This window comes from Chitinophaga agri, assembly GCF_010093065.1.
Taxonomy (GTDB): Bacteria; Bacteroidota; Bacteroidia; order Chitinophagales; family Chitinophagaceae; genus Chitinophaga; species Chitinophaga agri.
Window position 1 is genome coordinate 6,339,025 of the sequence record NZ_CP048113.1, and the last position, 13,362, is coordinate 6,352,386.

Here is a 13,362-nt window from a genome sequence, read left to right on the forward strand (position 1 = left end):
AACCAAGGTAATAAAAAAAATCGCTTACTTTGGGTATATGAAGCGGCTGATACTACTGATCCTCCTGTTTACCTATACGGGCACAACTGCGCAGCAGGTGCAGGTCGAGATCAGTCACGTGGTAGGTGCATTACCTATGCAACTGAAAACCACAACTTACCACAACGCTGCAGGTGATACTTTTAATATCACGTTGTTCAGATACTACCTTAGTAATTTCCTGCTCACCGATGCAACCGGAAAGACAGTGAGTGCGGATAAGGCTTATTTTCTCGTCAGTGAAGATAGTGCCGCGTCAAAACAGCTCTTGTTACAACAATTCCCCGCCGGAAAGTATACGCAATTATCATTCATGATCGGTGTAGATAGTGTACTGAATTTCAGTGGCCCGCAATCCGGATCGCTGGACCCGGTGTATGGTATGTTCTGGACCTGGAACAGTGGTTATATCATGGCGAAGCTGGAAGGTTATTCTCCTTCCTCCCGTCTGCCCAACCATATGATCCAGTTTCATATCGGCGGTTACAGAGCCCCGCACGTTACACAGCGGATGGTGACGCTGCTATTAGCAAAACCACTCGAGATCAGTGCTGGAAATACACCAAAGATCAGGTTACAGGCAGACGCTGCCACCTGGTTTAACGGAGATTATAAGGTTAGCTTCCGGCAGATCCCGGGGTTCATGTCGCCGGGAATGCCGGCTGACAGGATAGCGGATAATTATCAGCATATGTTTACCGTTCAAGCAATAGTCAATTAATCGTAACGTATGAGCCGGAAGGGAATATATCTGCTCGTTGCCTTTTGCCTGTGGTTGTGGATCATGGGTGGAAGCCGTGCTGCGTTGACCGCCCATTCCCCTGTTGTAGACTACTACGAGCTCAAGATCCCGGATAGCCTGCCCCCACCTGTATACGACTTTAAAAAGAACCCGCTCACCAAACAGGGGATAGCCCTCGGCAGACACCTGTTCTACGATCCTAAGCTGTCGCTGGATAGTTCTATCTCCTGCGGATTTTGCCACCAGCAGTTTGCTGCCTTTGGCCATTTTGACCATGCTATCAGTCATGGTGTGCTGGGCAGAACAGGGAACCGGTCTGTACCGACACTATTCAACCTGATCTGGCAGAAGGATTTTATGTGGGATGGTGGCGTGAATCACCTCGATATTCAGCCTTTAACGCCCATTACAGACGAAAATGAGATGGGAATGGACCTTAAGGCGTTAATTGATCGTTTGCAGGGAAATCAGACCTATAAGCAGCTATTCAAGGAGGCCTACGGTTCGGAAGAGGTCACTACTGAACGCATGTTCAAGGCACTATCCCAGTTCATGGCCACCATGATCTCTTTTGAATCAAAATATGATAGCGTCATGCGGAGAGAACCCGGCGTTACTTTTACTGCGGAAGAACAGGGCGGATATCGGACGTTCACTCAGAAATGTGCCAGCTGCCATAAACCACCGTTGTTTACAGATAATACCCTGCGTAATAACGGACTGCCTTATCTGCCTTCCATGAATGACGTTGGCAGAATGCGGATCACGAATAATACGGCCGACTACCTTAAGTTTAAAGTCCCTTCCCTGCGCAATGTGCTGGTCAGTTCACCCTACATGCATGACGGCCGCTTCTTTGATATTTTCCAGGTATTTGATATGTACGATCACGGGCAGGAAAAAGGGAATACCATTGATCCTCTCGTGAAGAACGGTATTCCCCTGAATGAAAAAGAAAAACGTCAGTTATATATGTTCCTGAATACGTTAACGGATAGGAAATTTATCAGTAACAAAGCATTCAGTGAGATACTGATCACAGATTGATCACTACAGTTTCCAGTTCTCGATCACTTCACTTACCATCTTTTTATATGCTACCAGGTCTGCCTGTGTCTGTTGTATGAAGCCATTGTCTTCCAGTTTTCCGATCACCGTTTCCATTTCCGCTTCACTTTCATACGTCATCTGACGGAACGGATTCTGGTAGTCTTTCGCACGGGAGTGACGGATACCTTCTGTCAGGAAAGTTTGCATATGCAGTGACTGTAACAGGCAGTCCTTCAGGAAGGCTGGTGTGAAATCGCGCGCGTTCTTTTCTTCTACATATAACAACGATGCCAGTGCGTGCTGCAGTTTGTCCATCGCATAATGTTCACCAGCTGTTTTGTAGTACGCATGTACTTCAGGCCAGCCGCTGATAGCGCCTGAACGTATGTTACTTTTGAGCTCGGACAGTACTTCGTCTTTCATTAGTTGTCCGCCAACGTTGTGCCAGGGTCCGCGTTCCGCTGTTTCAACGATGCCCCGCAGTGAGGTGAAGTTATGGGTACTATCTGCCTGTATGTAACTAAAGATATTACGTACCGCGTACAGGTTGATCAGCTCTTTGAAGAGCGGATAGGACCTGTGTACTTTTAGCAGCTGCACTTTACGGGAGCTGTTCTCTACGTTCACCGCAAAGATCTGCAGCTTACCTGCTTCTTCCGGATCATGGAGTAGCAGCTCTTTTCCTTTTTCCTGGAAATCGTGTTCCGACAGTGACCCTGTATCCTGCTGGAACTTGGTATACCATGCCTTACCGGTGGCGATCTCCATCAGTGCCATGGCATGGATCATTTCTTCCACGCTGTCAGGCGCCAGGTAATCGTATTCTATCAGCTGTAATTTATCAGTACGTTTATCACGGTCAATGTATTTCCAGGAGTTACGTGCCAGTGCGTACATGTTATGCAGGAACCAGTAGCCGGTCATGATCCGCAGGCAGTTCTGTTGTTCATCATTCAGTATCAGGCTGAATGGGAACGGTACATCCATTTCGTACATGTACGTACCTTTGGCAATCAGCGTAAAGCTGGCAAAGCGGGAGTTATGTTTCAGGCTCACACAGAGTCCGGGCCAGAAACCTCTGCCTGCAATGACCTCCCCATCTGCACCACGGGAGTTATGATTGGAGCCGATCGTGGCCCCGGCAGCCATATTACTCTGTCCCATGATCAGTGCTGCACACAGGAAAGAGTTGTTATGGTGTTGCTCATGTGCCGGAAAGATCAGTGAGTTCAGTACTTCACAGCAGGAGATCGTTGCGTTGTTACCCAGGTAAGAATTGATCAGGCGTGCGCCGTATTTCAACTGTGAATGAGAGGCCATGACAAAACGTACAGCCTTCACACCATAAAATACACGGCAGCCATAACCAACTATACCATTCACCAGTTCACAGCCTTCACCGATCTGACTGGTAGCTTCTGCGGAACTATTGATCGTTACATTTTTGATCTTATTGGCGCCTTTAAGATAGGCATCGGTACCGATGGTGACATCCTTGATGATCTTACAGTTCTTGATCACACTGCGGTCACCTACCATGCCGTAGTAACCACGTTTTTTATCGAACTGTTTTTCAGTGAATGACTTGAATTGTTGTTGCAGGGTGGTATCGTTCCTGTTGCGTGTCCATAGCCATGCATCGCCCGGCAGCATACCATCAAACGGCATTACACTACGTCCGCCGTTTTCGTTACACAGTTCCAGCCAGATGCGCAGCGATTCAGATTCACCTTCCTTAATGATACCATTACCAAATTTAGCGTGATCAGTTGTTGTCATTTCATTGACATTGCAGATGATCACTTCATTGCCGATGATATAGTGAGAGAGATAGTTGACATTATGTATGACCGCATTATCGCCAAAGTCGCAGGAAGAGATCGTACTGTTGTACAATCCCACAGGCAGTCTAAGGTTGTGAAATTCGAGGTAGTACGGCTCCAGTTTGCCGATGCGTACCACACCAAAAAAATGACAGTGTTTTACCAGCTGCGGGCTGAATGCCTCTGCCACAAAGATGTTGTTCCAGTCATCAGAAGTGTTATCATTACGTACCAGTATTTCAATCTCAAGGGCACTGAGTTTACGATAGTTGGTTTGTTGTTTGCCCAGTTGCCGGTTCCGCAGGTAATACTCATCTTTGCCTTCGGGTAAATAAGGACCCGCTACAAAATTGTAGCCTAACTCGGTGAGTGGCTTCTTCTGTATTACATTCATCGAAAATATTGTTGATGTTTACTATTCTACGGTTACTGATTTCGCCAGATTTCTTGGTTTATCCACATCGAACCCTTTCAGTACACCTATATGATATGCAAGCAGCTGCATCGGAATAACAGATACGATCGGTGCTACCAGTTCGTCAGACGCTGGAACTTCAATGATATCATCCGCCATGCCGCGAATGGTCTGATCACCTTCTGTTACTACCGCAATTACTTTTCCTTTTCGTGCTTTAATTTCCTGTATGTTGGAGACAACCTTTTCGTAATAGCTGTCACGTGTAGCGACAAAAACAACAGGTAGGTTTTCATCTACCAGTGCAATCGGACCGTGTTTCATTTCGGCTGCCGGATAACCTTCCGCGTGGATGTAGGATATTTCTTTCAGCTTTAATGCGCCTTCCAGTGCTACCGGGAAGTTATAACCACGTCCGAGGTAAAGGAAGTCACGGGCATCTTTATATTTATCAGCGATCTCTCTGATCTTATCATTTAATTTCAGGGCGGTTGCTACTTTTTCAGGAATAGCATCCAGCTCGTCGATCAGGTGCTGTAAGCGCTGCTGTGTGATGCTGCCTTTTTCCTGTGCGACCCTTAGTCCTATCATACACAGTACTGCGAGTTGGGCAGTGAATGCCTTCGTACTTGCCACACCTATTTCAGGACCAGCATGGGTATAAGCGCCGGCATGTGAGATACGTGCAATAGATGAACCTACTACGTTGCACACGCCAAGGATGATGGCGCCTTTTTCCTTCGCACTTTCAATGGCGACCAGGGTATCTGCAGTTTCGCCGGACTGTGACACTGCAATGATCACGTCACCTTCACCTACCACCGGATTTCGGTAACGAAATTCGGAGGCATATTCTACTTCTACCGGGATGCGGCACAGTTCTTCGATCATATACTCGGCTACCAGTCCTGCGTGCCAGGAAGTGCCACAGGCTACGATGATAATGCGTTTTGCCTGGCTCAGTAGCCTGGCATGTTCGCGTATACCACCCAGCGTGAGGGTGCCACTTTTGGCATCCAGGCGGCCGCGTAAGCTGTCAAACAGTGTTTGTGGCTGTTCAAAGATCTCTTTCAGCATGAAATGATCATATCCACCTTTTTCGATGGCTGCCAGTTCAATATCCAGTTTCTGGATATAAGGTGTTTGACGTTCGTTGGAGATATTTTTGAGGATCAGTTCATCTGCTTTGATAATGGCAATCTCATAGTCATTTACATAGACCACTTCTTTTGTATATTCCACGATAGGAGAGGCATCAGAAGCAAGGAAGTGTTCTCCTTTACCAACACCGATCACCAGCGGACTACCTTTACGGGCTGCGATGAGCGTATCCGGGTTATCCTGGTCAACAAGTACGATCACATAAGCGCCTACTACTCTTTTTAGAGCAATGCGCAGGGCTTCTTCTAGTCCGCATTGATTGCTCTGTTGTATTTCCTCTATGAAATGAATGAGCACTTCTGTGTCTGTATCACTTTTAAACGTATGGCCTTTTTTCAGCAGCTCCTGTTTGAGCATCGCATAGTTTTCAATGATACCATTGTGTATCATCGCCAGTTTACCGTTGCCGGAAGTATGCGGATGGGAGTTACGGTCACTGGGTTCTCCATGGGTGGCCCATCTTGTATGACCAATGGCCACGTGACTGTGTACATCTTTTCCACTAAGGAAGTCTTCCAGCTCGGCCACTTTTCCTTTCTTCTTGTAGACTTTCAGGCCACCGTTCAATAATGCCACGCCGGCGCTATCGTAACCGCGGTATTCTAATCTTTTCAATCCTTTTAATACAATGGGGTAGGCTTCTCGTTGGCCTATATAAGCGACTATTCCGCACATAGATGTTTTTCAGTTTTACATGGATAAAGCGTGCAAATTGTATAAAAAATGTGAAAAACGTATAAAAGATTGCGAATAATGACCCAGAATAAAGAAATGAGCCTCATTCTTTTAAATTGGTAAGTAGTATTACTTATCTGAATGGTGTCCCTCTCTGTTATCAAATTGTATGCCTGCTAAGAAAATTCGTAATTTGTACCCCTTAACCGAACTAGAGGTCCTATGAGATACATCGTAATACTGCTATTATGCTGTCTGGCATGTGAACAACCTCCGCCTGCGAGGCAACCGGTCCCGGTTGCAGAGGACAGCACCTTCCTGACGGGTACTTTTTACCTGGTGCGCCATGCTGAGCAGGTGCCTGGTATTGATTCCGGATTGACAGCAACCGGCAGGCAACAGGCAGGCGCCCTGTACAGAGAGCTGCAGGACTCAGGTATCCAGAAAGTATATTTTGCACGGTATCTCAGTAGTATGCAGACGACTGATTCCATCTGCCAGTATCTGACCCTGGATACTGCGTCGTATGTCGCTGACTCTTCCGGAGAGAATCTGTTATATGAGATCACCCGGCATAACGACTGGGGGAAGAAGCTGCTGGTCGTAGGTAACAGTCGTACGCTGATACCCATCATGCATGCGCTGAAGGCGAAACCAAAGCTGGATTCAATAGGAGGAAACGACTATGGTAGCCTGTTCGTCGTCCGGAAACATAAGGATAGTGTCCGCTGTAAAAGGGTCAACTATCTGGATTAAAAAAACCGGAATGGTAAGGGGAGCTCCCGTTACTATTCCGGTTTTTTCTTTGTATTACTAATTGACAATGAAATGTTAAATAGTAGGTTAGGGGATTAAAGCATAATTCCCTTCATCAGGGTATAGGCCACGGAAAAATAGATCAGTAACCCGGTTACGTCTACCAATGTAGCCACAAATGGGGCCGATGACGTCGCAGGGTCCGCTCCCAGTCTTTTTAAGAGCAGGGGAAGCATCGAACCCGATAAGGTTCCCCACAATACTACACCCACCAATGAGAGCCCAACCGTCATTCCGATTAACGTACCATGCTCACCATAGGTGAAGAATACAGCGTTCCATAGCAGGATACGCATGAACCCGATCAGTCCTAAAACACCTCCCAGCAGCAGTCCTGAAAGGATTTCCCTTTTCATGACCCTCCACCAGTCTGAAAGGGTGATCTCACCCACGGCCATTGCCTGAATGATCAGGGTAGATGCCTGAGAGCCACTGTTTCCCCCGCTTGATATGATCAATGGTACGAAGAGGGCCAGTACAACCGCCTGGGCTATCTCATGCTCATAATACTTCATGGCTGTTGCTGTGAGCATTTCTCCCAGGAATAATATGATCAGCCAGCCTATTCTCTTTTTGACCAGTTTAAGCAGCGGGATCTCGAGGTACGGTTCATCCAGTGCCTCGGTACCACCGATACGCTGTATGTCTTCTGTATGTTCTTCATTGGCGATCCAGAGGATGTCATCAATGGTCACGATACCCAGCAGGATGCCGGTATCATCTACCACAGGCAGTGCCACACGGTTTTCCATACGGAAGGTCTGAATGGCTTCTTCCTGGTCGTCATTGACATGTAAGGCCACGAAACGATCATCCATGAGGGTGTGTACGACGGTATCAGGCGATACCAGCAGGAATTCCCTGATCCGGAAGTCGTCCAGCAGTTTGCCTTTTTCATCTATTACATAGATCACGTCAATGGTCTCACTATCCTTACCATATTCCCGGATGTAGCGTAACACCTGCTTCACTGACCACTCTTCCCGTACGGCTATGTATTCAGGCGTCATCATACGTCCTACACTGGTCTCAGGGTATCCCAGCAGACTAAGGGTGATCTTGCGTTCCTCCGGGTCCAGTAGCTTTAACAGCTCCTTCAGTACATCACTGTGTAACTCTCCCAGGAAGGCGGTACGGTCATCCGCCGGCAGCTCGTTCAGCAGCTCTGCTACTTTGCCGGCAGGTAGTTCCCGGATCACCTCTTCCTGTATATGAAACTCCAGGATCCTGAAAGCTGCGGCAGCACGGCTTATGGACAATTGGCTCATGATCACATTGGCATTTTCCGGCAACTCATGAATGAGTTCGGCAATGTCTGTGATCAGCTGGTCATCCAGGTAGACTTTCAGTTCCGGGAGGTTCTGCTCAGCGACCAGCGTTTCAAATTTTTCCTGTAATGCTTCATTTTCCATATTCCAAATGCTGTCAGTGAGGCGAAATTAAAGAAAGTTGTCTTCCCAGCTTACAATATCTCTGCCACATGCTTGCGGATGTTGGCAGATATCGTATCGGTAGGAAGGTCATTGGCGTCAAATCCGAAAGGGTCTTCTATCTCCTCTGCGATCAGCTCCAGACTCGCCAGTACATAGAAAATGAACACCACTACAGGTATGATGAGATAGTGTAGCGTGAATACATAACCTACAGGCAGGGTCATTACAAAGAAAAAGATGAACTTTTTAATGAAGACACTGTAAGAGAAAGGTATCGGGGTATTCCTGATCCTTTCACAGGCACCCATGATGTCAGTGAATGACAGTAACTCTGTGTTGAGGCTGAGTAACTGTTCCCCGCTGATCTGTCCCTGGCGGTACAATTCGTGTACATGTGCAATGATCTGTGCAGCTATCTGATTAGGTACATGTTTACCTTCCTGTATCTGCATGCCTTCCGTATGCTGAAACTCATCAGGCAGATACAGGTTACGCAGATGGTTCTTCAAACCAAAGGCATAGTTAGGGATCATGATCCTGAAGAACTCACGGGAAGCCGTATTGGAAGCCGGCAGGATAGCATTCAGCTTTATGGCCAGATTGCGGCTGTTGTTCACCAGTGCGCCCCACAGCTTACGTCCTTCCCACCACCGGTCGTACGCTGTATTGGTACGAAACACGAGTAACAGGGAGATCACAAAGCCCAGCAGCGAATGAACTAACGTAACCTGTTTCAGGTCACTGTTTTGGGATAAGTGTAATAACTCCAGCTCCAGAAAGGCTATCAGTGCAGAATAGGCAGACAGGGCTATAAACATCGGATAAAGCTTCCTGACGGTATCCGCTTTATGGATGCGGAAGATAAAGGTAAACCAGGCTTTCGGGTTGTAATCGATCATATTTGGTTGTATACATTTACGCAAACCTAAAAATTTTAACTATGATTTTGATAACTTCCTCCTTTACCTTTATTTTACGCTTCCTTTACATTATATTATGATCAAGCCATATTTATACGTAGACAAGACCAAAGGCAAGGGCCGTGGTGTATTTACCAAAGAAAGAATACCCGCAGGCACCCGCATCGAAACCTCGCCTGTACTTGTTTTGTCTTACGACGATACAGAGATTGTCGATAAAACTAAACTGCACAACTACATCTTTTTATGGGGTGTCAGAGAAACCCGTTCCTGCATTGCGCTTGGTCTGTGTTCCATCTACAACCACTCCTATGAACCTAACTGCGAGTACGAAATGGATTTTGATGCTGAAACAATGAGCATCATTACCCGTAAGGAGATCAAGAAAGGTGAAGAACTGCTCATCAACTATAACGGTGATGTGACCGATTCCTCTCCGGTTTGGTTCGACGTTAAGAAGAAATAGTCGCCGGTCGGGCCGCAGCGCCTTCCCGAAAGAAATAAATAAGGAATTGAGAAATTCCTTATTATTGTATCTAAATATATAAGCACTTATATAATTTACTTATGAGCTTTTACGCTTCACTGGGATACCTGGTTTTTGGCAGCCGTCTCAGGCGGCTAAGTGAATACTTCCTCATGGAAGTGAATAAGGTATACGAGCAGGCTGGTATCGCCTTTGACGCGAGCTGGTTCCCTGTTTTTTACATCCTGTCCCGGCAGCAGAACATTCCGCTCATCGACATTGCTGAACAACTGGAAGTCTCCCACTCCGCTATCAGTCAGCTGGTTACCAACCTGAAAAAGAAAGGTCTCGTCCATACAGCGCCCTGCCCGGATGACGGTCGCCGTCAGCTCGTAATGTTAAGCAAGGAGGGAGACGCACTGTTACAGCAGGTGCAACCCGTATGGGAAGCCATCACTGCTGCCATGGAAACATTAACAGAAGAGAACAAACAAACCAGGCAGCTGCTGGATGCCATCCGGCAGGTGGAAAGCGCTGTACAGGAAACGCCATTGTCCGACAGGATAAAGACTGCTATGAAAAACTGATCACTACTCAATTCAATCAATAATGATACACCAATTCAAGTACGGTATAGATCAGCTCACCGTGGCCAGAGCGCTGGATATAGCTTCCGGAAAGCTGTCCGGCGTACTGGTACCGGAGGTGACTGCACGCATCCGCACCAGCGCTGCCCATGTACAAACGATCGTATCCGCGCATAGCACCGTATATGGTATCAATACCGGCTTCGGCCCTCTTTGTGATACCAAAATATCCGAAGAAGATACCCGCACACTGCAATATAATATCCTCCAGAGCCATAGTGTCGGTGTTGGTCATCCTATTCCTGAAACAGTGGCCCGCGTCATGCTGGTGACCAAAGTACATGCTTTGGCACAGGGGTACTCCGGTGCCGCTCTCTCTACGCTGGAGCGTATCATCTGGCACATCGAAAACAAGGTAACGCCTGTAGTGCCTGAAAAAGGCTCGGTAGGCGCCTCTGGTGACCTGGCGCCCCTATCACATCTTTTCCTGCCGTTAATAGGCCTGGGAGAGGTATTCTATAAAGGTCAGCGGCAACCTGCTGCCGCTGTCTTACAAGCCGAAGGACTGGAGCCGGTTGTGTTGGGCCCGAAAGAAGGTCTTGCACTGATCAACGGTACGCAGTTCATCCTGTCCTTTGCGGTGACTGCCCTGCAACGGATGCATAATGCCCTCGACGCAGCTGATATTATCGGTGCGTTATCCCTGGAAGGACTGATGGGCACTGCCCGCCCGTTTGATCCCCGCCTGCATGCTATCAGGCCTTTCACTGGTAATCAGCTGGTCGCACACCGGTTGAAGACAATGCTGGACAACTCGGGTATCATGGCTGCGCACATAGATTGTGGGCGCGTACAGGACCCGTATTCCCTGCGTTGTATGCCGCAGGTACACGGTGCTTCCCGTACTGCATGGCATCACCTGAGAGAGCTCACGGTGATAGAACTGAATGCGGTAACTGATAACCCGATCATCTTTAGTGCAGATGACACCATCAGTGGTGGTAACTTCCACGGTCAGCCACTGGCCATGCCATTAGACTATGCCACTGTTGCTGCCGCGGAACTGGGTAACATCTCCGATCGTCGCTGCTATATGATGATCGAAGGCCGTTATGGCTTACCTAAATTATTAATTGAAGACGCTGGACTAAACTCCGGCTTTATGATACCTCAGTACACTACTGCCGCTCTGGTGACGGAGAATAAGACGCTCTGTTTCCCGGCCAGTGCAGACAGTGTACCAACTTCCCTCGGTCAGGAAGACCATGTGTCCATGGGGTCTATCAGTGGCCGTAAACTGCACCAGGTAATAGATAACCTTGAGTATATCCTGGCGATCGAGCTGCTGTATGCTGCACAGGCGGTAGATTTCAGACGACCGTTGCGATCAGGTCCGGTACTGGAAGCGGTACACTCTTTCGTACGTCAGACGGTACCATTCGCTGCCAAAGACAGGATCTTTGCGAATGATATCAAACAATTGCATCAGCTCATCGCCAGTCAGTCTATCGTGAATGTGGCTAACGAAGCCGCCCTCAACAATCACTTATCTCTAAACGGTATTTATCATGAACAGTTCGGACTTTATTAAGACATACGCGGCGCACCCGCACTATAAAGCCCCCCGTGGCCCGCAGCTGCATGCCCGCTCCTGGCAAACAGAAGCGCCCCTGCGTATGTTGCTGAATAACCTGGATGAAGAAGTGGCGGAGAACCCGGATGAACTGGTAGTATATGGCGGTATCGGACAGGCAGCACGTAACAAAGAAGCATTACAGAAGATCATTGAAATACTGCTGGAACTGGATGAAGATCATTCGTTGCTGGTACAGTCAGGCAAACCGGTCGGTGTCGTACGCACACATCCGCAGGCGCCACGCGTGATGCTGGCCAATAGTAACCTGGTGCCTAAATGGGCTACCTGGGAACACTTCAATGAACTGCGTGCAAAAGGACTCATGATGTACGGACAGATGACTGCCGGCAGCTGGATCTATATAGGTACACAGGGCATCCTGCAGGGAACTTATGAGACCTTTGTAGCCTGTGGACGGCAGCATTTCAATAGCGACCTGAAAGGAAAGTTGCTCGTCACGGCCGGTATCGGTGGAATGGGCGGGGCACAACCTTTGGCTGCAAGGATGGCTGGTGCGGTGTTCCTCGGCGCAGATGTAGATGAATCACGTATCCGGAAGCGTCTCGCTACCCGTTATATTGACCGCATCACGCATTCCTATGAAGAAGCCATTGCCTGGGCCATGGATGCCAAAGCGAAAGGAGAGGCATTGTCTATCGGCCTGGTAAGCGATGCGGGAGATATGCTGGAACGATTGTTAAAAGATAATATCATTCCTGATATACTGACTGACCAGACGTCCGCACATGATCCTATCAACGGTTATGTGCCAAACGGACTCTCATTGACGGAAGCAGCGGCGCTGCGTAAGAACGATCCGGCTGCGTATAAAACACTTGCATTAAAAAGTATGGCCCGCCACGTCGGCTATATGCTGGCTTTACAGGAGAAGGGAGCGATTACTTTCGACTATGGCAATAACCTCCGTGAGTTTGCCCGGGAAGGTGGCGAGGCCAATGCATATAATTTCCCCGGATTTACACCAGCATATATACGTCCGCTGTTCTGCGAAGGGAAAGGCCCTTTCAGATGGGTGGCATTATCCGGCGATCCGGAAGATATCTATACCACAGACCGTGCACTGATGGAAGCTTTTCCTGAGAATAAAGCACTCACCAACTGGCTGCAGAAAGCACAGCAACAGGTAGCCTTTCAGGGATTGCCTGCACGTATCTGCTGGCTTGGATTAGGAGAAAGAGAGAAGGCAGGACTGATCTTCAATGAACTGGTCAGAACAGGTAAGGTAAAAGCGCCTATAGTAATAGGCCGTGATCACCTGGATTGTGGATCAGTGGCTTCTCCCAACAGGGAAACAGAAGCCATGAGAGATGGTTCTGATGCGGTATCTGACTGGACATTACTGAACCTGATGGCCAATACGGGCGGTGGCGCTACGTGGGTGTCTTTCCATCATGGAGGTGGTGTCGGTATGGGATATTCACAACATGCTGGTATGGTCGTACTGGCAGATGGTACTGACAGAGCGGAAGCCTGTCTGAAACGCGTATTGTTTAATGACCCGGCGCTCGGCATCTTCCGCCATGCAGATGCAGGTTATGAAGAAGCGAAAGAGACTGCCAGAAAATTTAATATCTGATC

The 13,362-nt window shown here is 48.1% G+C and carries 11 protein-coding genes; 7 read left to right on the plus strand and 4 right to left on the minus strand.

Annotation, left to right across the window (positions count from 1 at the left end; translation table 11 throughout):
• The first annotated feature begins 37 nt into the window (after positions 1–37).
• Both GWR21_RS25450 and GWR21_RS25455 read left to right on the plus strand, forming a co-directional pair.
• Positions 38–760: an MbnP family protein gene (locus GWR21_RS25450; protein WP_162334525.1), complete on the plus strand. Its 723-nt coding sequence runs from the start codon at positions 38–40 to the stop codon at positions 758–760.
• Positions 761–769: 9 nt separating this feature from the next.
• The gene (locus GWR21_RS25455; protein ID WP_162334526.1) at positions 770–1,828 is read left to right on the plus strand and encodes a cytochrome-c peroxidase; all 1,059 of its coding nucleotides are present in this window, start codon (positions 770–772) and stop codon (positions 1,826–1,828) included.
• A gap of 3 nt (positions 1,829–1,831) precedes the next feature.
• Here the strand turns inward: GWR21_RS25455 and GWR21_RS25460 are convergent, their stop codons facing one another.
• The gene (locus tag GWR21_RS25460; protein ID WP_162334527.1) at positions 1,832–4,048 is read right to left on the minus strand and encodes a DUF4954 family protein; all 2,217 of its coding nucleotides are present in this window, start codon (positions 4,046–4,048) and stop codon (positions 1,832–1,834) included.
• Between the two features lie 21 nt (positions 4,049–4,069).
• A complete protein-coding gene (glmS, locus tag GWR21_RS25465) occupies positions 4,070–5,905 on the minus strand; it encodes a glutamine--fructose-6-phosphate transaminase (isomerizing) (protein ID WP_162334528.1) in 1,836 nt (611 codons plus the stop codon).
• A 222-nt stretch (positions 5,906–6,127) separates the two neighbouring features.
• Here glmS and GWR21_RS25470 point away from each other — a divergent pair, with 222 nt between their 5' ends.
• Entirely contained in the window at positions 6,128–6,661 is a 534-nt protein-coding gene (locus GWR21_RS25470) for a histidine phosphatase family protein (RefSeq protein WP_162334529.1), read from the plus strand.
• Positions 6,662–6,756: 95 nt separating this feature from the next.
• Here the strand turns inward: GWR21_RS25470 and mgtE are convergent, their stop codons facing one another.
• Both mgtE and GWR21_RS25480 read right to left on the minus strand, forming a co-directional pair.
• Entirely contained in the window at positions 6,757–8,133 is a 1,377-nt protein-coding gene (gene mgtE / locus GWR21_RS25475) for a magnesium transporter (RefSeq protein WP_162334530.1), read from the minus strand.
• Between the two features lie 50 nt (positions 8,134–8,183).
• Entirely contained in the window at positions 8,184–9,053 is an 870-nt protein-coding gene (locus tag GWR21_RS25480) for a bestrophin family protein (protein WP_162334531.1), read from the minus strand.
• A 97-nt stretch (positions 9,054–9,150) separates the two neighbouring features.
• Between GWR21_RS25480 and GWR21_RS25485 the strand changes: the two genes are divergently transcribed.
• From GWR21_RS25485 to hutU, 4 genes are all read left to right on the plus strand, one after another.
• Positions 9,151–9,540 (plus strand): SET domain-containing protein, encoded by a 390-nt coding sequence (locus tag GWR21_RS25485; protein WP_162334532.1) that lies wholly within the window; start codon positions 9,151–9,153, stop codon positions 9,538–9,540.
• A 101-nt stretch (positions 9,541–9,641) separates the two neighbouring features.
• Entirely contained in the window at positions 9,642–10,127 is a 486-nt protein-coding gene (locus tag GWR21_RS25490) for a MarR family winged helix-turn-helix transcriptional regulator (protein WP_162334533.1), read from the plus strand.
• Positions 10,128–10,149: 22 nt separating this feature from the next.
• Positions 10,150–11,718: a histidine ammonia-lyase gene (gene hutH, locus GWR21_RS25495; protein ID WP_162334534.1), complete on the plus strand. Its 1,569-nt coding sequence runs from the start codon at positions 10,150–10,152 to the stop codon at positions 11,716–11,718.
• Complete coding sequence (gene hutU, locus GWR21_RS25500; RefSeq protein ID WP_162334535.1) at positions 11,696–13,360, plus strand: urocanate hydratase; 1,665 nt, start codon at positions 11,696–11,698, stop codon at positions 13,358–13,360. The genes hutH and hutU overlap by 23 nt, the downstream gene beginning before the upstream one ends.
• Positions 13,361–13,362: the final 2 nt, after the last annotated feature.

Coding starts and splice junctions, on each gene's coding strand:
- GWR21_RS25455 (WP_162334526.1), top strand. CDS start 770: ATGAGCCGGAAGGGAATATATCTGCTCGTTGCCTTTTGCCTGTGGTTG.
- glmS (WP_162334528.1), bottom strand. CDS start 5,905: ATGTGCGGAATAGTCGCTTATATAGGCCAACGAGAAGCCTACCCCATT.
- GWR21_RS25450 (WP_162334525.1), top strand. CDS start 38: ATGAAGCGGCTGATACTACTGATCCTCCTGTTTACCTATACGGGCACA.
- GWR21_RS25485 (WP_162334532.1), top strand. CDS start 9,151: ATGATCAAGCCATATTTATACGTAGACAAGACCAAAGGCAAGGGCCGT.
- GWR21_RS25470 (WP_162334529.1), top strand. CDS start 6,128: ATGAGATACATCGTAATACTGCTATTATGCTGTCTGGCATGTGAACAA.
- GWR21_RS25480 (WP_162334531.1), bottom strand. CDS start 9,053: ATGATCGATTACAACCCGAAAGCCTGGTTTACCTTTATCTTCCGCATC.
- hutH (WP_162334534.1), top strand. CDS start 10,150: ATGATACACCAATTCAAGTACGGTATAGATCAGCTCACCGTGGCCAGA.
- hutU (WP_162334535.1), top strand. CDS start 11,696: ATGAACAGTTCGGACTTTATTAAGACATACGCGGCGCACCCGCACTAT.
- GWR21_RS25460 (WP_162334527.1), bottom strand. CDS start 4,048: ATGAATGTAATACAGAAGAAGCCACTCACCGAGTTAGGCTACAATTTT.
- GWR21_RS25490 (WP_162334533.1), top strand. CDS start 9,642: ATGAGCTTTTACGCTTCACTGGGATACCTGGTTTTTGGCAGCCGTCTC.
- mgtE (WP_162334530.1), bottom strand. CDS start 8,133: ATGGAAAATGAAGCATTACAGGAAAAATTTGAAACGCTGGTCGCTGAG.